Annotated in this window: 18 protein-coding genes; 13 read left to right on the forward strand and 5 right to left on the reverse strand. The window is 65.6% G+C overall.

Translation table 11 applies throughout. From position 1 onward, the window contains the following. Window positions 1–12: 12 nt before the first annotated feature. The 6 genes from arcC to QZS21_RS07925 all read left to right on the forward strand — a co-directional run bounded on the left by arcC (window position 13) and on the right by QZS21_RS07925 (window position 7,548). The gene (gene arcC, locus QZS21_RS07900) at window positions 13–948 is read left to right on the forward strand and encodes a carbamate kinase (protein ID WP_295582098.1); all 936 of its coding nucleotides are present in this window, start codon (window positions 13–15) and stop codon (window positions 946–948) included. 234 nt (window positions 949–1,182) lie between these two features. Next, on the forward strand, window positions 1,183–2,466 hold the full coding sequence (locus QZS21_RS07905) for a BMP family ABC transporter substrate-binding protein (RefSeq protein ID WP_295582099.1): 1,284 nt from the start codon (window positions 1,183–1,185) through the stop codon (window positions 2,464–2,466). Window positions 2,467–2,726: 260 nt separating this feature from the next. Further along, the gene (locus tag QZS21_RS07910) at window positions 2,727–4,277 is read left to right on the forward strand and encodes an ABC transporter ATP-binding protein (RefSeq protein WP_295582101.1); all 1,551 of its coding nucleotides are present in this window, start codon (window positions 2,727–2,729) and stop codon (window positions 4,275–4,277) included. Further along, window positions 4,274–5,377, forward strand: coding sequence for an ABC transporter permease (locus tag QZS21_RS07915; RefSeq protein WP_295582102.1), 1,104 nt, complete (start codon window positions 4,274–4,276; stop codon window positions 5,375–5,377). The genes QZS21_RS07910 and QZS21_RS07915 overlap by 4 nt, the downstream gene beginning before the upstream one ends. Beyond that, window positions 5,374–6,363 carry an ABC transporter permease gene (locus QZS21_RS07920; RefSeq protein WP_295582104.1) on the forward strand — a complete coding sequence of 330 codons (990 nt, stop codon included), beginning with the start codon at window positions 5,374–5,376 and terminating at the stop codon, window positions 6,361–6,363. The genes QZS21_RS07915 and QZS21_RS07920 overlap by 4 nt, the downstream gene beginning before the upstream one ends. A 546-nt stretch (window positions 6,364–6,909) precedes the next feature. Then, window positions 6,910–7,548 (forward strand): phosphatase PAP2 family protein, encoded by a 639-nt coding sequence (locus tag QZS21_RS07925; protein ID WP_295582106.1) that lies wholly within the window; start codon window positions 6,910–6,912, stop codon window positions 7,546–7,548. 52 nt (window positions 7,549–7,600) lie between these two features. Here the strand turns inward: QZS21_RS07925 and folD are convergent, their stop codons facing one another. The 5 genes from folD to QZS21_RS07950 form a co-directional block, all read right to left on the reverse strand. Then, window positions 7,601–8,443 carry a bifunctional methylenetetrahydrofolate dehydrogenase/methenyltetrahydrofolate cyclohydrolase FolD gene (gene folD / locus QZS21_RS07930; RefSeq protein ID WP_295582108.1) on the reverse strand — a complete coding sequence of 281 codons (843 nt, stop codon included), beginning with the start codon at window positions 8,441–8,443 and terminating at the stop codon, window positions 7,601–7,603. After that, entirely contained in the window at window positions 8,427–9,482 is a 1,056-nt protein-coding gene (gene lgt, locus QZS21_RS07935; RefSeq protein ID WP_295582111.1) for a prolipoprotein diacylglyceryl transferase, read from the reverse strand. The genes folD and lgt overlap by 17 nt, the downstream gene beginning before the upstream one ends. A 31-nt stretch (window positions 9,483–9,513) precedes the next feature. Continuing rightward, a complete protein-coding gene (locus QZS21_RS07940) occupies window positions 9,514–10,785 on the reverse strand; it encodes an EF-P 5-aminopentanol modification-associated protein YfmH (protein ID WP_295582113.1) in 1,272 nt (423 codons plus the stop codon). Continuing rightward, entirely contained in the window at window positions 10,782–12,044 is a 1,263-nt protein-coding gene (locus QZS21_RS07945; RefSeq protein WP_295582130.1) for an EF-P 5-aminopentanol modification-associated protein YfmF, read from the reverse strand. Before QZS21_RS07945 ends, QZS21_RS07940 begins: the two co-directional genes overlap by 4 nt. Window positions 12,045–12,185: 141 nt before the next feature. Further along, window positions 12,186–13,148: a dipeptidase gene (locus QZS21_RS07950; protein ID WP_295582115.1), complete on the reverse strand. Its 963-nt coding sequence runs from the start codon at window positions 13,146–13,148 to the stop codon at window positions 12,186–12,188. Between the two features lie 290 nt (window positions 13,149–13,438). Here QZS21_RS07950 and ylxM point away from each other — a divergent pair, with 290 nt between their 5' ends. From ylxM to QZS21_RS07985, 7 genes are all read left to right on the forward strand, one after another. Next, window positions 13,439–13,804, forward strand: coding sequence for a YlxM family DNA-binding protein (gene ylxM / locus QZS21_RS07955; RefSeq protein WP_295582117.1), 366 nt, complete (start codon window positions 13,439–13,441; stop codon window positions 13,802–13,804). Between the two features lie 3 nt (window positions 13,805–13,807). Beyond that, window positions 13,808–15,163: a signal recognition particle protein gene (ffh, locus tag QZS21_RS07960; RefSeq protein ID WP_295582119.1), complete on the forward strand. Its 1,356-nt coding sequence runs from the start codon at window positions 13,808–13,810 to the stop codon at window positions 15,161–15,163. Between the two features lie 67 nt (window positions 15,164–15,230). Then, window positions 15,231–15,473 (forward strand): 30S ribosomal protein S16, encoded by a 243-nt coding sequence (gene rpsP / locus QZS21_RS07965; RefSeq protein ID WP_295582132.1) that lies wholly within the window; start codon window positions 15,231–15,233, stop codon window positions 15,471–15,473. A 15-nt stretch (window positions 15,474–15,488) separates the two neighbouring features. Further along, entirely contained in the window at window positions 15,489–15,719 is a 231-nt protein-coding gene (locus QZS21_RS07970; protein WP_295582121.1) for a KH domain-containing protein, read from the forward strand. Between the two features lie 204 nt (window positions 15,720–15,923). Further along, entirely contained in the window at window positions 15,924–16,430 is a 507-nt protein-coding gene (gene rimM, locus QZS21_RS07975; RefSeq protein WP_295582123.1) for a ribosome maturation factor RimM, read from the forward strand. Then, on the forward strand, window positions 16,420–17,187 hold the full coding sequence (trmD, locus tag QZS21_RS07980) for a tRNA (guanosine(37)-N1)-methyltransferase TrmD (protein ID WP_295582126.1): 768 nt from the start codon (window positions 16,420–16,422) through the stop codon (window positions 17,185–17,187). Before rimM ends, trmD begins: the two co-directional genes overlap by 11 nt. A 96-nt stretch (window positions 17,188–17,283) precedes the next feature. Then, complete coding sequence (locus tag QZS21_RS07985) at window positions 17,284–17,472, forward strand: hypothetical protein (RefSeq protein ID WP_295582127.1); 189 nt, start codon at window positions 17,284–17,286, stop codon at window positions 17,470–17,472. Window positions 17,473–17,700 lie beyond the last annotated feature (228 nt).

Below are 17,700 nucleotides of genomic sequence, written 5' to 3' on the forward strand. Positions count from 1 at the left end.
ACGAGGTGCAGTATGGGTAAACGTATCGTCATCGCCCTGGGCGGCAACGCGCTGGGCAAAAACCTGCCGGAGCAGATGGCCGCCGTGAAGTACACGGCCCGGGCCATCGTGGATTTGATCGAGGAGGGCCACCAGGTGGCGGTGGCCCACGGCAACGGCCCCCAGGTGGGCATGATCCACAGCGCCATGACCACCCTCTACCGGGAGGACCCCTCCCACCCCATGGCCCCTATGTCCGTGTGCACCGCCATGAGCCAGGGCTATATCGGCTACGACCTGCAAAACGCCCTGCGGGAGGAACTGCTGAACCGGGGGCTGCGCAAGAGCGTGGCCACCATCCTCACACAGGTGGAGGTGGACATAGCGGACCCCGCCTTCCAGAACCCCACCAAGCCCATCGGCACCTTCATGACCGAGGCGGAGGCGGAGGAGATGCGCCGCCGGGGCAACGCCGTGATGGAGGACGCGGGCAGGGGCTGGCGCCGGTGCGTGGCCTCCCCCCTGCCCAAGGCCATTGTGGAGATCGACACCATCCGCACCCTCTTCGACGCGGGGCAGGTGGTCGTCGCCTGCGGCGGCGGCGGCATCCCCGTCTATCCCACCCAGGGCAACCATCTGAAGGGGGCGGGCGCCGTCATCGACAAGGACTTCGCCTCGGCCCTGCTGGCCCGGGAGCTGGAGGCCGACGCCCTCATCATCCTCACCGCCGTGGAAAAGGTGGCGGTGAACTTCGGCAAGCCGGACCAGCGCTGGCTGGACCGCCTGACGGTGGAGGAGGCCCGGCGCTACGCCGCGGAGGGGCAGTTCGCCCCCGGCAGCATGCTGCCCAAGGTCCTGGCCGCCGTGCAGTTCGCCTCCTCCCGGCCCGGGCGGACGGCCCTCATCACCCTGCTGGAAAAGGCCAAGGACGGCATCGCCGGGAAAACCGGCACCTCCATCTCCCTCTGAGTCCCTTTGTACAACCTGCACAGGAGAGCGGACTTGCCGCTCTCCTGTTTGTCTATTTTTGTGAATGTCGGTGGTTTTTGATAAAAGGCAGTGCAAAAAGTACCAAAATTTCTGTCCTACTTTACCACGGAAATCCAAAAATTCAGTTGAATTTTTGGACCCAACCTTGTATGATGGCAGTAGACAAGGTCATTCCTTGTCTCCCGCATTCAATTTTTGAAGGAGGATATCAGAATGAAAAAGAAGTTTCTTGCAATGCTTCTTGCTCTGGCCATGGTCCTGAGTCTGGCCGCCTGCGGCGGCAAGAAGACGGAGGAACCCGTCCAGGGCGACCCCCCCGCGGACGCCGGTGAGCCCGCTCCCGTTGACGTGAAGATCGGCCTGATCTGCGTCCACGACATCAACTCCGGCTACGACGCCGCCCACATCGAGGGCCTGACCGCCGCCTGCGAGGCGCTGGGCATCGACGTGGACTCCCAGGTGGTGTTCAAGTACAACATCCCCGAGGATGAGACCTGCTACGACACCGCCGTGGACCTGGCGGAGGAGGGCTGCACCATCATCTTCTCCGACTCCTACGGCCACCAGAGCCACATGCAGCTGGCCGCCGGCGACTATCCCGAGGTGACCTTCGTCTCCTGCACCGGCGACACCGCCGCCGGCTCCGGGCTGGACAACTTCAAGAACATCTTCCCCTATACCTATGAGTCCCGCTACGTCTCCGGCGTGGTGGCCGGCATGAAGCTCAAGGAGCTGATGGACGCCGGCACCGTCACCGATCCCTATGTGGGCTACGTGGGCGCCTATCCCTACGCCGAGGTGGTCTGCGGCTACACCGCCTTCCTGCTGGGCATCCAGTCCATCGTCCCCGATGCCCACATGGACGTGCAGTATACCAACAGCTGGTATGATCCCTCCGCCGAGGGCGAGGCCGCCAATGCCCTGATGAGCCGCGGCTGCGTCATCATCGGCCAGCACGCCGACTCCACCGGCGCCCCCTCCGCCGTGCAGGCCGCCCTGGCCAGCGGCACCGTGGCCTACTCCGTGGGCTACAACATCGACATGCTGTCCGTGGCGCCCGACGCCGCTCTGACCTCCGCCCAGAACAACTGGTCCGTGCTGTACCAGGCCACGCTGGAGAAGTTCCTGGCCGGCGAGGCCATCCCCGCCGACTTCGCCACCGGCATCCAGGACGACGCCGTGATGATCTCCGTCCTGGGCACCAGCTGCGCCGAGGGCACCGAGGAGGCCGTGAACGCCGCCTGGAACGGCATCAAGGACGGCAGCCTGAAGGTGTTCGACACCTCCAAGTTCACCTGCCAGCCCTCTCAGGACGGCACCTATGAGGTGGACGCCGACGGCCATGTCACCTCTTGCTTCGCCTTCGACCTCAACGGCGACTTCGTCAACGACGCCGAATCCGGCGAGGCCATTGTGGACGGCGCCTTCGCAGAGTCCGTCCTCCGCTCCGCTCCCTACTTTGCCCTCCGCATCGACGGCATCACCGAGCTGAGCTGAATTCAACCGTAGCAAAGGGGCTGCCTCCGGGCGGCCCCTTTTTTCCGCTTTTCGCCGCCGCACCGCAAAAAAACGGGGATTCCGCCCCGGCTTTCGGGAATCGGCTTGCAAAACCGCCTCTTTTTCCATATAATGAAGGAAAGGCCGCCCTTGCACGCCCCTGTCCTTTCCCCGCGTGCTTGGAGCAATCCGCCCGCGCAGACGCACGCCGCCCCGGCGGCCCCTGCCCGGCCATGGCGGAACCAGAAAGGAAGATTTGTTTGGAAGATACCAGTGCCATCCGGCTGCAAAACATCACCAAGCGCTTCGGCAAGGTAGTCGCCAACGACAGCATCAGCCTGGACATCCGGCGGGGGGAGATTCTGTCCCTGCTGGGTGAAAACGGCAGCGGCAAGACCACCCTGATGAACATGCTGGCCGGCATCTACTTCCCCGACGAGGGGCAGATTTTCGTGGGCGGCCGGCCCGTAACCATCGCCTCCCCCAAGGACGCCTTCGCCTGCGGCATCGGCATGATCCACCAGCACTTCAAGCTGGTGGACGTGTTCACCGCCGCCCAGAACATCGTCCTGGGGCTGGAGAGCGAGGGGAAGCTGGACTTGAAGGCCGCCTCCGCCAGAATCACCGACATCTGCAAAAAGTACGGCTTTTCCATCGACCCGGCCAAGAAGGTCTACGACATGTCCGTTTCGGAAAAGCAGACGGTGGAGATCGTAAAGGTCCTCTACCGGGGGGCGGACATCCTGATTCTGGATGAGCCCACCGCCGTCCTCACCCCCCAGGAGACCGACCAGCTCTTCGCCGTCATGCGCAACATGAGGGCCGACGGCAAGGCCATGGTCATCATCACCCACAAGCTCCACGAGGTCATGGACGTGTCGGACCGGGTGGCGGTGCTGCGGAAGGGCCGGTACATCGGGGACGTGGCCACCGCGGACACCTCCCCCCAGAAGCTGACGGACATGATGGTGGGCCACGCGGTGACGCTGAACATCGACCGGCCAATGCCCAAGGACCCCACGCCCCGGCTGGAGGTCCAGAACCTCACCGTCTACGACGCCATGGGCGTCAAGCGGCTGGACAACGTGACCTTCACCGCCATGGGCGGGGAGATTCTGGGCATCGCCGGCATCGCCGGCTCCGGGCAGAGGGAGCTGCTGGAGTCCATTGCGGGCCTCCAGCCCCTCCGCCCCGGCGCCTCCATCCGCTACCGCCCCATCGGCACCGCCCCGGCGGACCAGGGCGTGGAGCTGGTGGGCAAAACACCGTTACAGATCAAGCGGGCGGGCGTCTCCCTGGCCTTCGTGCCGGAGGACCGGCTGGGCATGGGCCTGGTGGGGTCCCTGGGCATGACGGGCAACATGCTGCTGCGCAGCTACCGCAAAGGCGCCGGGTTCTTCACGGACCAGAAGGGCCCCAAAAAGCTGGCGGAGAGCGTGATGCAGCAGCTGGAGGTGGTGACCCCGGGGGTGAACTTCCCGGTGCGGCGCCTCTCCGGCGGCAACGTCCAGAAGGTGCTGGTGGGCCGGGAGATCGCCCAGGAGCCCTCCGTGCTGATGACGGCCTACGCCGTCCGGGGCCTGGACATCAACACCTCTTACACCATTTACAATCTGCTGACGGAGCAAAAGCTCAAGGGCGTGGCCGTCATCTACGTGGGCGAAGACCTGGACGTGCTGCTGGAGCTGTGCGACCGGATTCTGGTCCTCTGCGGCGGGCAGGTCAGCGGCGTCGTGGACGCCCGGGCCACCACCAAGGAGGAGGTGGGCCTTCTGATGACCCGCTTTGAAAAGGAGGCTGCACAGGCATGAGTACTGCGACGAATCAAAAAGAGCCCCTGCTGCGGATTGCCAAGCGGGACGGCATCGCCCGCCCCAAGGCCTACGCCATCCGCATTGCGGCGGTGCTGTTGTCCCTGGTGGTCAGCGGCATCTTCATCTTCGCCGTCACCAAGCTGAACCCCGTCCAGGTCTACGAGGCCATGTTCAACGGCGCCTTCGGCTCCGGCCGCCGCAGCTGGGTCACCATCCGGGACACCATGATGCTCCTGTGCATCGGCGTAGGCCTGGCCCCCGCCTTCAAGATGCGGTTTTGGAACGTGGGCGCCGAGGGCCAGGTTCTCATGGGCGGCATTGCCACCGCCGGCATCATGATCACCTTCGGCAGCGCCTCCACCCCCACGCTGCTGGTGGTCATGGCGGTGGCCAGCCTGCTGGCGGGCTGCCTGTGGGGCGTCATCCCCGCCGTCTTCAAGGCCGTGTGGAACACCAACGAGACCCTCTTCACCCTGATGATGAACTACGTGGCCATCCAGCTCACCAGCTTCTGCGTGGCCCAGTGGGAAAACCCCTTCGGGTCCAACACCGTGGGCGTCATCAACCCCCAGACCAGGGCGGGCTGGTTCCCCTCCGTTCTGGGCCAGGCTTACGGCCTCAACGTGATTCTGGTGCTGGCCCTGGCGGTGGGCATGTTCCTGTACCTGAAGTACTCCAAGCAGGGCTATGAGATCACCGTGGTGGGCGACAGCGTGAACACCGCCCGGTACGCCGGTATCAACGTGAAAAAGGTCACCATCCGCACCATGGCCATCTCCGGCGCCATCTGCGGCCTGGCCGGCTTCATCGCCGTGGCCGGCGCCAGCCACACCATCTCCACCTCCACTGCCGGCGGCCGGGGCTTCACCGCCATCATCGTGGCCTGGCTGGCCCAGTTCAACACCTTTGTGATGGTGCTGATCTCGTTGCTGCTGGTGTTCCTCCAGAAGGGCGCCATCCAAATCGCCTCCCAGTTCAACCTGAACGACTACGCCTCCAACGTCATCACCGGCATCATTCTGTTCTTCATCCTGGGCAGCGAGTTCTTCATCAACTACCGCATGATCCTGCGGTCCGGAAAGGAGGCGGTGAAATGACCGCCACACAGTGGATTCAGTTGTTCCAGTCCGCCGTGGTCTTCGGCACCGTCATCCTGTTCGGCGCCCTGGGGGAGATTCTGACGGAGAAATCCGGCAACCTGAACCTGGGCGTCCCCGGCATCATGTACCTGGGCGGCATCGCGGGCCTGGCAGCCTCCTTCTTCTATGAGTTCCAAAACCCCGATCCCTCCCCGGTGGTCTGCCTGCTGCTGAGCTTTTTGGCGGCCTTCCTGGCCGCCGCCTTTGGCGGGCTGGTGTACAGCTTCCTCACCATCACCCTCCGGGCCAACCAGAACGTCACCGGACTGACCCTGACCATCTTCGGCGGCGGCGTGGCCAACTTCTTCGGCGGCAGCCTGAACACCATGGCCGGCGGCGTGGGCCAGATTTCTGTCGCCACCACCAGCGCCGTCTACCGGGCCAACATCGCCAACGCCGCGGATCTGGGCAGCTTCGGCTCCCTCTTCCTCAGCTACGGCTTCATGGTGTATCTGGCCATTGTCCTGGCGGTGACCATGCACTGGTTCCTGGGCCGCACCCGGAAGGGCCTGAACCTCCGGGCCGTGGGCGAGAACCCCGCCACCGCCGACGCCGCGGGCATCAGCGTCACCCGCTACAAGTACCTGGCCACCTGCGTCGGCGCCGGCATCTCCGGCCTGGGCGGGCTGTACTACACCATGGACTACATCAAGGGCACCTGGGCCAACGACGGCACCATCGAGGCCCTGGGCTGGCTGGCGGTGGCCCTGGTGATCTTCGCCGTGTGGCGCTCCCTCAACGCCATCTGGGGCTCCTACCTCTTTGGCCTGCTGTTTTGGATGTACCTGTACATCCCGGGGCTGACCCGCAGCTCCCAGGAGCTGTTCAAGATGCTGCCCTACCTGGTGACCATCGCCGTGCTGATCTTCACCTCCCTGCGCAAGCGCCGGGAGAACCAGCCCCCTGCCAGTCTGGGCCTGGCCTACTTCCGGGAGGAGCGCTGACTGTGCCGCAAAGGCGCCGCTGCGATGCAGCGGCGCCTTTTTTTCGCCGGAAACGTGCCTGGGACGCTTTTGAGAAGGCCGGGGCCGGTGGTGCCCACGTGAAACGCCGAAAACGTGCCCGCTTGCACGCCTGCGGACCAAGCGGCAGGTCTATCGGGCACTTCGGGGAGGACCCGGGGCGTTCCGCTTGCTCACCCGCACACTGTGAATGGCAGGTTCTCCGGGCGCTTCGGGAAGCCCCGAGGAAAACCGCTTCTCGCTCGCGGGCCGAACGGCAGGTCCGCCCGTTCCGGGGAGGACCCGGAACGTTCCGCTTGCACACTCGCGGACTGAGCGGGATATTTCGCCACAGACATGCCGCGGCAGAGCCGGATGACAGTGGCTCTCACCGCCCCGGCGGCGAAGCGCCGTGACACGCGAAAGGGCGCCGCCGCGATGCGGCGGCGCCCCGTTTCCCCATTTTGTTACCGAATTGTCCCTGCTTTTTGCCGGCGGCTGTGGTATGGTGTATCCGTTCAAAAAATCGTTTGGAAAGGGTGATGGCCCTTGCGTCTTCCCCCCTCCCTCCGCGCCGTCCCCTGGGCGGAGCTGAAATACGCCCTGTGGCTCCCGGTCTACCTGCTGTCCTTTGCGGCGCTGGAGCACCTGCCCATTGCCGCCTACTGGCCCACTCAGCTCCCCCTGGACGACCGCATTCCCTTCTGCGAGGGGTTTGTGGTGTTCTACTGCGCCTGGTACTTCCTGCTGCTGGCTGTGGGCCTGGGCCTGCTGGTGCGGGACCGGCGGGCCTTCCGCCGGTACATGTGCTTTCTGGCGGTGACCTTCTTCCTCAGCGAGGCCGTCTGGCTCCTGGTGCCCAACGGCCAGGACCTGCGCCCGGCGGTGATGCCCCGGGACAACCTGTGCACCGCCCTAGTGGGCGTCCTGTACCGGGTGGACACCAACACCAACGTCTTCCCCTCCGTCCACGTGGTGGGCGCCGTGGGAGCGGCACTGGCGGTGTGGGACTGCCGGTGCTGGAAGCACCGCCGCCTGCTCCGGTGGGGCACGGCGGCACTGGCGGCGCTGATCTGCGCCGCCACCCTGTTCATCAAGCAGCACGCGGTGCTGGATGTGGTGAGCGCCCTGGCGCTCTCCCTGGCGGCGGCCCTGTTTCTCTACCGCCGCCACCCGGAGGCACTGTGAGAAATAAGAGGAAGCCCGGTACGGACGTACCGGGCTTCCTCTGTTCTTTGCTTTACCGGTCCTGGTGGCGCTTCGCCGCCGTCAGGATGTTGCGCATCAGCATGGCCCGGGTCATGGGGCCCACGCCGCCGGGCACCGGGGTGATGTAGGCGGCCTTGGGCTCCACGGCGGCAAAGTCCACGTCGCCGCAGAGCTTTCCCTCCGCATTCCGGTTCATAGCCACGTCGATGACCACGGCCCCCTCCTTCACCATATCGGCGGTGACCAGACCCACCCGGCCCACGGCGGACACTAGAATGTCCGCCTCCCGGGTCAGGGCCGCCATGTCCGGCGTCCGGGAGTGGCACACCGTCACGGTGCCGTCGGCCTGGGTCAGCAGCATGGCCATGGGCTTGCCCACGATGTTGCTGCGCCCCAGCACCACGCACCGCTTCCCGGCCGTGGGAATCTCATAGGCGCGCAGCATCTCCATGACCCCCGCCGGGGTGCAGGGCAGGAACACCGGGTCCCCGATGGACAGCCGCCCCACGTTGAAGGGGTGGAAGCAGTCCACGTCCTTGTCCGGCCGGATGGCGTTGAGAACCAGCGCCTCGTCCAGGGGCCTTGGCAGCGGGAGCTGGCACAGGATGCCGTCCACCGCCGCGTCCTCGTTCAGCCGTTGGATCAGCGCCAGCAGCGCCTCCTGGGAGGTCTCCGCCGGCAGGCGGTGGGAAAAACTTTGGATGCCGCACTCGGCGCAGTCCCCCTCCTTGCCCCGGACGTACACCTGGGAGGCCGGGTCCTCCCCCACCAGTACAACCGCCAGCCCCGGCCGGCGGGGCAGCGTCTCCGCCTCCGCCCGGACCTGGGCCTTTACCTGGGCCGCCAGGGCCTTTCCGTCAATTCTGACCGCCATGGGATTCCTCCTCTCCGGGCATGTCCTCCGGGGTCTCCGAGGACTCCGTCTCCGGCGCCGCCGTTGTCTCCGGGGTCTCCGCCGGCTCCTCCGCCGGGGCGTCGGCGATCATATCCTCTGCCGGGACCGCCGCGGCGGCCTCCTCCGCGGCGGCCCGCTCCGCCGCCACCCGGCGGACGAACAGATCCTCCGGGCGGGGCTTTTTGATGTGGATGTTGTAGAACAGCATGAACGCCGCCACCGCCACCAACACGATACTCAGCGCCTGGGACACCCGGATGGGCTGGCCCATGATGGTCCAGTCGAAGAGGTACAGGCTGTCGGTCCGCAGCCCCTCGATCCAGGCCCGGCCCAGGCCGTACCACAGGAAGTAGAACCAGGTGTTCTCCCCGTCAAACCGGCGGGCCTTGGAGATGACGAACACGATCAGCAGCAGGCCCATCAGATTCCACAGGCTCTCATAGAGGAAGGTGGGGTGCACCTCGATGGACAGCACCGAGCTGGTCCACAGCTTCATCCGCCAGGGCAGGGTGGTCTCCGCGCCGAAGGCCTCCCGGTTGATGAAGTTGGCCCAGCGGCCGATGCACTGGCCCAGCAGCAGCCCCATCACCGCCAAGTCGGTCATGGCGCCGAATTTCAGCTTTTTATGCCGGGTGTAGAAAAACACCACCAGCGCGCCGGCGATCACCGTGCCGTAAATGGCGAGGCCCCCGTCCCAGATGGCCACCATCCGCCCCCAGTCCAGCCCGCCGTCGGCGGTGCGGTACAAATCCAGGTAGAACAGCACGTAGTAGATGCGGGAGCCCAGGATGCACAGCGGCACCGCCCAGAGCACCAGGTCCATCACGTTGTCCTCCGTGAGGCCGTACCGCTTGGCCTGCTTCATGCAGAGCAGCAGCCCCGCCAGCATGGCGGCGGCCAGAATGATCCCGTACCAGTAGACGCCGTGCCCGATGTGGATGGCGATGGGGTCGGGGTTGAATTCCCAGTCGCCGAACAGGCCGGGAAAGCTGATGGGCATATCCTTCAATGCAGTCAATTGAGATTCTTCCTTTCTATTTCTCTGGAACTCAGGCTTCTTTGGGCACGATCTCCGAGAGCACCGCCCGGTCTCCGGTGATGTTGTCCCGGAGGAAGGCCTCCACGTCCTCTTTGGTGATGCTGTCGAACACCTGGGGGAAGCGGAAGGGGTCGTAGCCGTGGAAATGCCCCTCCGTCAGCGAGACGGCGATGTTCTCAAAGGAGTTCAGCCCCCGGAGATTGCCGCCGAAGGAGGCCCGGCGCACCCGCTGGTAAAAGGCCTCGTCCACGCCCTCCGCCGCCAGGCGGGCCGCCTCCTTCCGAATCTCCTCCGCCACGGCCGGGGCGTCCTTGCTGTCCCCACCGGCGTAGAGGTAGGCCACCCCCGGCATCATCTCGAAGGCGCCGCCGAAGCTGGTGTTGATGAGGCCCTGGTCGTACAGCCGCAGGTACAGCGGGCTGGAGTCCCCCAGCAGGATGTCGCAGGCCATGTCCCCCAGCACCGCCAGGCGCAGATAGTCCTCCCCGTCCGCGGCGGGGCGGCACTTGAAGCCGGTGAGGAACTGGGGGCAGGAGACCTCCATCTCCAATCGGGTCTTCTCCGCCGCCACGGCCTCCGGCTCCTGGCCGTAGTCTCTGGGGATCGCGTCCCCGCCCTCCCGGGGCAGCACCCGGCGGGCCAGGTCCGCCACATGGACCGGGTCCACGTTGCCCACCACCGTCAAAATCATGTTGGAGGGGGTGTAGAAGGCCTTGTGGCAGTCGTACAGGGTCTCCGCCGTGATGTGGGAGATGCTCTCCACCGTGCCGGCGATGGAGGTCCGGGCGGTGCTTTTGGCGTACAGGGCCTGCATCATCCGGGTGTAGATCTGCCAGTCGGGGTTGTCCTCGATCATGCGGATCTCCTGGCCGATGATGCCCTGCTCCTTGGCCACGCTCTCCTCCGTGAAATAGGGGATGGAGACGAAGGAGAGCAGAATCTCCAGATTCTCCTCGAAGTGGTCCGTGGAGTCGAAATAGTAGCCCGTCATGGCGTTGGAGGTGAAGGCGTTGGGCTCCGCCCCGTTCTGGGCCAGCCGCTGGAGGGCATTGCCCTCCCGGGTGTCGAACATCTTGTGCTCCAGATAGTGGGCGATGCCCGCCGGGGTATCCAGCCACCTGCCGTCCAGGCAGAAGCGGGTGTCCATGCCGCCGTACCGGGTGGCGAAAAAGGCGTACTGCTTGGCGTAGTCCGGCTTGGGCACCACGCAGATCCGCAGGCCGCTGGACAGCGTCTCCCGGTGGACGGACTCGCCGATGCGCTCGTAAAACGTGGGCTTCATTCCGCCGCCTCCTTTCCCCGCAGGAAATACACCGTGTCCAGCGTCACGGTCTTCATGGCCGCAAAGACCCGCTCCGGCGTCACCTGGCGCACCTGCTCCGCCAGGTCCTCCGGCGTCTCGGACTGGCCGGTGGCGGCCTGTCCCAGGTAGAAGTTCTCCAGCTTGCCCTGAGAATCCCCCATGGAGGCGTAGGCGTTGAGCAGCGTGCTGCGGGCGCCCTCCATCTCCCAGTCCTCCAGGCACCCCTCCCGGACCGCCTCCAGCTGGGCCAGAATCTCGTCATAGGCCCTCTGGTAATTCTCAAACTCAATACCGGAGGAAACGGTGATGATCCCCTTTTGCCGGTGGTAGACGGAGGAGGCGTAGTAGCACAGGGACAGCTTTTCCCGCACGTTCAAAAAGAGCTTGGAGTTGCTGCTGCCGCCGAAGAGGGTGTTGCCCATCAGCAGCGCGGCGGTGTCCTCGCTGCCGCAGGCAAAGCCCATGCCCAGCTTCCCCTGGGTCACGTCCAGGGTGTCCACCACGGTGCGCACCTCCTGCCGGGCAGGGTGGGGCGCGGTGTCCGCAATGTCCTGGACGGCCTCCCGGGGGAGCGTGGCGAAGGCGGCGCGGAGGGCATGCTCTACCCGCTCCCGCCCGGCGCTGCCGCTGTAAATCAGCTCCAGCCGGGCGGAGGCGGTCAGGTGGCCGTACAGGGTGTAGAGCTTGCGCAGCTGCACCCGCTCTGCGCTCTCCTCGTCGCCCAGGCGGCTGACGCCGTAGGGCTCCCCGGCGCACATCTCCCGCAGGAGGCGGCTGTCGGCGTAATCCCGCTTATCGTTGATGAGGCTGCGGATGGCGTCGATGAGGTTGGTCTTCTCCGTGTCAAAATAGGCGGGCACGAAGCGGCCCCGCTCCGTGGCGGGATCGCACACCAGCTCCCCCAGCAGCTCCGCCACCGGCTCCAGCAGCCGCTCCCCGCCGGGAACGAAGCTGTCGTCAATGAAGCTGGCGACGAAGCCCACGCACTGGTTCTCCCCCTTTTTCCGCACGGTATAGTCGATGCGGGCGCCGTAGAGCTGGTCCAGCCGGGCGGATAGGGCACCCATGTCCGGGCAGCTGACCGTGCCCCGCCGCAGCACCGCGGGCAGCAGGGCGCAGGCCGCGGCGGTCTCCTCCCGCAGGGGGGTGACGAACTGGGCGGAGAGCAGGCTGGTCTTAAACTTCCGCGCCGGCAGGCAGGTGAGGTACACGCCGTCGGCGAGTTTGGTCCTGGTCACTTCCAAGGTCTCAACTCCTTTGTGGAATACGATACAGAAGGTATTATAATATAGTTTCCCATGTATTTCAAACTATTTTCAAAAGCTGAAAACAGCCTGAGACGGACGGGGCGCGGCGTCCGCCGCCGCACCCCGCCCGTCTCATTCCAAAACCCGCAGAAAATTCTCCCGGGCGATCAGCTCCCGCTCCCGGCGGGTCATGCCGAACCGCTCCAGCCAGTAAAAGAGATTCCCCGTGCAGGAGCAATCCTCCAGCCCCGCCGCGCCCTCGTTTCCGGGGCCGAAAAACTCGCAGAAGTCGAAGCCGCAGGCCACGTGCTCCACCCCCATCACCTCCGCCATGTGGACGGCGTGACGGGCCAGGGTCTGGGCGGTCTGCTCCGCCGGGTCCGCGTGGACAAAGCCGTGGTACACGTTCAGCCCCACCACACCGCCGGTGTCCCGGATGGCCCGGAACTGGTCGTCCGTCAGGTTCCGGGCCGCCGGACACAGCCGCCGGCAGTTGGAGTGGGAGGCGATCACCGGCCCCCGGCACAGGTCCATCACCTCCCAGAAGCCCCCGTCGCCCAGGTGGGAGACGTCCACCAGCATCCCCAGCGCCTCCATCCGCCGCACCGCCTGCCGCCCCAGGTCCGTCAGGCCTTTTTTCGGGTCCCCGCCGGCCCCGGCGGCCAATTGGTTCTCCTCGTTCCAAGTCAGCATCCCTAGCCGGGCGCCAAAGGCGGCATAGCGGTCGATGCCCGAAAGGTCCCCGCCGATGGCGGCCATGCCCTCAATGCCCAGGAAAGCATACCGCTTTCCGGCGGCCCGGGCCGCCGCTGCCTCCCCGGCGGTGCGCACCACCGAAAGCCAGGGGCACTCGGCAAACTCCGCCAGGGCCGCGGCGCACATCCGCTCCGTCCGTGCGCTGTCGCTATCCGCCCCCGGCACTTCCTCCCAGAAGGTCTGGCCCTGCGCCGCGCTGGTCCACACCGCCAGCACCAGGCCCTCGATGTTCCCCGCCTGTAAGCGGGGGAGGTGATGCCGCTCCAGCACGTGGTCCTCCCCCGCCAAGCGGCGACGGGTCACGTCGTACAACAGATCGGAATGTCCGTCAAAAATCATCGGCAACTCTCCTTCTTCCGCCCTCCGGAGCGCCCCGGCGCTGCGGCTCTTCCCCTATACCTATTCGCCGCCGGGGCGGGTATGCGGCGCCCCCGGCGTTTTTTTCAGTATAGCCCTTTTCCTCCCCCGGCGCAACCCCGCCCGCCGCAGGGCCCTGCGGCGAAAACCCCTCCGGAATTTTTTCGCCGTTCCCGCTGTTTCTTTCATTTTTTCCCTTGACTTTTCAAAAGAATTCCTGTAAACTAATTCGTGTTGTAAAGGCTGACAGCTTTACAGAGAGGAGCGATCCCTTGAAAAATCAGACTTACCGCATGACCATGCTCTTCGATTTTTATGGAGAACTCCTGACGGATCGGCAGAAGGAATTCTTCGACCTCTATTATAATGAGGACCTCTCCCTGGCGGAAATCGCGGAAAACGCGGGCATCTCCCGCCAGGGCGTCCGGGATGTCATCGTCCGGGCGGAGGCCGCCATGCAGGAGGTGGAGGACAAGACCGGCATCATCAAGCGCTTCGAGGCCCAGCGGCCCCACCTGGAGGCCGCAGCCGACGCCGCCGCCGAAATCAAGACCATCAACTACCGCCGGTATGAGGACCCCCGGCTCACGGAGCTGGCGGACCTCATCATCGGGGAGATCACCGCTTTGAAGGAATAAAACATGGCATTTGAAGGACTCACCGAAAAACTGAACGCCACATTCAAGCGCCTGCGGGGCAAGGGCCGCCTGACGGAAAACGACGTCCGGGAGGCCATGCGGGAGGTCCGCCTGGCCCTGCTGGAGGCGGACGTGGGCTACAAGGTGGTCAAGGACTTTGTGTCCGCCGTCACAGAGCGGGCCATCGGCGCCGACGTGCTGGACAGCCTCACCCCCGCCCAGCAGGTCATCAAGATCGTCAACGAGGAGCTGACGAACCTGATGGGCGGCGCCAACGCCAAGCTCTCCATGGCCAACAACGGCCCCACCGTCGTGATGATGGTGGGCCTCCAGGGCGCCGGCAAGACCACCACCACCGCCAAGCTGGCGGGGCTGATGCGCCGCCAGTACACCAAGCGCCCCCTGCTGGCGGCCTGCGACGTCTACCGCCCCGCCGCCATCGAACAGCTGAAGGTGGTGGGCGGCCAGCTGGACCTGCCGGTGTTTGAGGAGGGCCAGGGCGACCCGGTCCAAATCGCGGAGAACGCCCTCCGCCACGCCCGGGACCACGGCAGCGACATGGTGTTTCTGGACACCGCCGGCCGGCTCCATGTGGACGAGGCGCTGATGGACGAGCTCAAGCGGATGAAGGCCGCCGTCCGTCCCCATGAGATTCTGCTGGTGGTGGACGCCATGACCGGCCAGGACGCGGTGAACGCCGCCGCCGCCTTTGACGAGGCCCTGGGCATCGACGGCGTGGTGCTCACCAAGCTGGACGGCGACGCCCGGGGTGGTGCCGCCCTCTCCATCCGGGCCGCCACCGGCAAGCCCATCAAATTCGTGGGCACCGGCGAAAAGCTGGATATGATCGAGCCCTTCCATCCCGACCGCATGGCCTCCCGCATTCTGGGCATGGGCGACATGCTGTCCTTCATCGAAAAGGCCCAGGCCAACTACGACGAAAAGCAGGCCGCCAAGCTGGAGGAGAAGCTGAAAAAGAACCGCTTCACCCTCCAGGACTACTTCGAGCAGCTCCAGCAGATCCGGGGCATGGGCGATTTGAGCCAATTGGCGGGCATGATGCCCGGCAACCTGGGCAAGCAGCTCCAGGGCGCCACCATCGACGACAAGGCCCTGGCCCACACGGAGGCCATCATTCTCTCCATGACCCCCCTGGAGCGGGAAAACCCCCAGATTCTGGGCGCCAGCCGCAAGCGGCGCATCGCCGCGGGCTGCGGGCTGCAGGTGGTGGACGTGAACCGGCTGCTCAAGCAGTTTGAGATGATGCAGCAGCTGACCCGGCAGTTTTCCAAGGGCCGGGCGCCCAAGGGCGGTAAGGGCCCCATGTTCGGCTTCGGCCGCAAGCAGCGGTTCAAATAACACAACGGATATAAGTGCTTCGCATTTATAGATAAATCAAAATTTTACAACAACTTTGGAGGTACACATCATGGTTAAGATCAGACTGCGCCGCATGGGCGCCAAGAAGGCTCCCTTCTACCGGGTTGTCGTCGCCGACTCCCGCTTCCCCCGGGACGGCCGCTTCATCGAGGAGATCGGCACGTACAATCCCTGCGTCTCTCCCGCCGCCATCAAGATCGACACGGAGCGGGCCCAGGCCTGGATCAAGTCCGGCGCCCAGCCCACCGACACTGTCAGAGCTCTGCTGAAAAAAGTGGAAGTCCTCTGATCCGGAGGCCGGATCATGAAAGACTTGCTGCTCTATATCGCCAGAAACCTCGTGGACGATCCTGACGCTGTGACCGTAACGGAGATCCAGGGGGACCAGGAGCTGACGTTGGAGCTGCGCGTCGCCCCCGACGACATGGGCAAGGTCATTGGCCGTCAGGGCCGCATTGCAAAGGAGATCCGGACCGTGGTCCGCTCCTACGCCCAGCGCACCGGCGTCAAGGTTTCCGTGGATATTGTGGATTGACCTCCGGGAGGAGCAGCCTCTCCCCGGACGCGCAAGAGGGTCCAGGCCGTCGGCCTGGACCCTCTTTTCCGCCCGCCCGCTCAGCGGTCCACCAGGCGGAGGACCTCCGCCTGGCCAAACAGCGCCACCGCCGCAACCCCCTCTTGCCTCTCCCGGCAAAACAGGCTATACTATCCTCAAACCACACAAAAGGAGACACGCTCCATGAAATTGGAAACCATCCAAGTCGGCCGCATCGTCAACGCCCACGGCATCCGGGGCGAGGTCCGGGTCCAGCCCCGGGACGCCGATCCGGCCTTTCTGACGCAGTTCCCCACCTTTTTGCTGGACGGCCGCCCCGTCACCCCCACCGCCTGCCACGTCCACAAGAGCGTGGTGCTGATGAAGCTGCCCGGCGTGGACGACATGGACGCCGCCCTGGCCCTGAAAAACAAGGACCTCTTCATCCGCCGGGCCGACGCCCATCTGCCGGAGGGAACCTGCTTTGATGACGAGCTGCTGGGCATGGCGGTCTACGACGCCGAGACCGGCGCCCGCCTGGGGGAGCTGATCCAGGTGGAGAACTACCCCGCCCACAAGGTCTACACCGTCCGGGGGGAGCGGGAGTACCTGATTCCCGCCGTGAAGGACGCCTTCATCCACTCCGTAAACCTGGAGGAAAACCGGATGGAGGTCCACGTATGGGAGGGGCTGGCCACCGATGAACATTGACATTTTGACCCTGTTTCCCGAATCCGTGGACGCCGTGCTGAACGTCAGCATCCTGGGCCGGGCCCAGGAGCGGGGGTACATCGCCATCCGCACCCACCAAATCCGCGCCTACACCACCAACAAGCAGATGCAGGTGGACGACTATCCCTACGGCGGGGGCCGGGGGGCCGTCATGCAGGCGGACCCGCTCTACCGCTGCTGGGCCCATGTGGTGGAGACCCACGGCCCCGGCCGCACCATCTTCCTCTCCCCCTGCGGCCGGACCTTCAACCAGGAGATCGCCAGGGAGCTGAAGGCGCGCTACGACCACCTGATTCTGGTCTGCGGCCACTACGAGGGCGTGGACCAGCGCTTCATCGACGCGTGCGTGGACGAGGAGCTGAGCGTGGGGGACTTCGTGCTCACCGGCGGCGAAATCCCCGCTATGGCCGTGGCGGACGCGGTGTGCCGCATGGTGCCCGGCGTGCTGCCGGACGAGACCTGCTTCCAGGAGGAGTCCCACTGGAACGGCCTTCTGGAGTACCCCCAGTACTCCCGCCCGGCGGTGTGGCACGACCGGCCGGTGCCGGACGTTCTCCTCTCCGGCGACCACGGCAAGGTGGCCGCCTGGCGGCAGAAGGAGAGCTACAAGCGGACCATGCGCCGCCGCCCAGACCTGTTCGCCCGGTTCGACGAGAGCCAGCTCACCACCAAGACGGAGCGGAAAATCCTCCAGGAGGCCCGGGAGGAGCTGGCGGCGGAGGTGGCGGACCCGTGAGACGGCATAACAGGCTGCTGCTTTTGGCAGCGGCGGGCGCGCTCCTGCTGGTGGCGGCCGCTGCGCTGCTGCCCTTCGCCCGGCGGGTTTTCCGCTGTGGAATACCGGCTGGATGACCCGGGCTGCGCCGTGGCCCGCACGGTCCGCATCCAGGGCTATGACACCCGGAACCTGTTGGGCCGCGGGCGCTTTGAGGGCACCCTCCAGGTCTCCGGCATCGACACCGGAGCGTTTCAAACCGCCCATGCGGCGTTCCCCGTCTCCCCAGGCACCGCCAACGTCTGATATGCGGAGCCCAACGGCTATCGCGCTCCCCAGGAGATCTTCTCCCTCTCGGCGGAGCGGGACTGGAGCGCCGTCGCCCTTCTGCTGCTGGATGGGCCGCCGGAGGACGGCGGCGGCTGGACGGGCCGCGTCCTGGTCAGCGGGCCACCGGACCGGGAGGCCGCCCTGGCTCTGGCGGAGAGGCTCGCCGCCCTGCCCCCTGTTCCTTGAACGAATCTGCCCCACCCG

The organism is uncultured Oscillibacter sp. (assembly GCF_900544955.1).
Taxonomy (GTDB): Bacteria; Bacillota; Clostridia; order Oscillospirales; family Oscillospiraceae; genus Oscillibacter.

What these genes read in the sequence shown, in the direction of transcription:
- QZS21_RS07940 (WP_295582113.1), bottom strand. Translation starts at nt 10,785, where the DNA reads ATGAAGCCCACGTTTTACGAGCGCATCGGCGAGTCCGTCCACCGGGAG.
- QZS21_RS07970 (WP_295582121.1), top strand. Translation starts at nt 15,489, where the DNA reads ATGAAAGACTTGCTGCTCTATATCGCCAGAAACCTCGTGGACGATCCT.
- rimM (WP_295582123.1), top strand. Translation starts at nt 15,924, where the DNA reads ATGAAATTGGAAACCATCCAAGTCGGCCGCATCGTCAACGCCCACGGC.
- QZS21_RS07915 (WP_295582102.1), top strand. Translation starts at nt 4,274, where the DNA reads ATGAGTACTGCGACGAATCAAAAAGAGCCCCTGCTGCGGATTGCCAAG.
- trmD (WP_295582126.1), top strand. Translation starts at nt 16,420, where the DNA reads ATGAACATTGACATTTTGACCCTGTTTCCCGAATCCGTGGACGCCGTG.
- ffh (WP_295582119.1), top strand. Translation starts at nt 13,808, where the DNA reads ATGGCATTTGAAGGACTCACCGAAAAACTGAACGCCACATTCAAGCGC.
- QZS21_RS07950 (WP_295582115.1), bottom strand. Translation starts at nt 13,148, where the DNA reads ATGATTTTTGACGGACATTCCGATCTGTTGTACGACGTGACCCGTCGC.
- folD (WP_295582108.1), bottom strand. Translation starts at nt 8,443, where the DNA reads ATGGCGGTCAGAATTGACGGAAAGGCCCTGGCGGCCCAGGTAAAGGCC.
- arcC (WP_295582098.1), top strand. Translation starts at nt 13, where the DNA reads ATGGGTAAACGTATCGTCATCGCCCTGGGCGGCAACGCGCTGGGCAAA.
- QZS21_RS07920 (WP_295582104.1), top strand. Translation starts at nt 5,374, where the DNA reads ATGACCGCCACACAGTGGATTCAGTTGTTCCAGTCCGCCGTGGTCTTC.
- QZS21_RS07905 (WP_295582099.1), top strand. Translation starts at nt 1,183, where the DNA reads ATGAAAAAGAAGTTTCTTGCAATGCTTCTTGCTCTGGCCATGGTCCTG.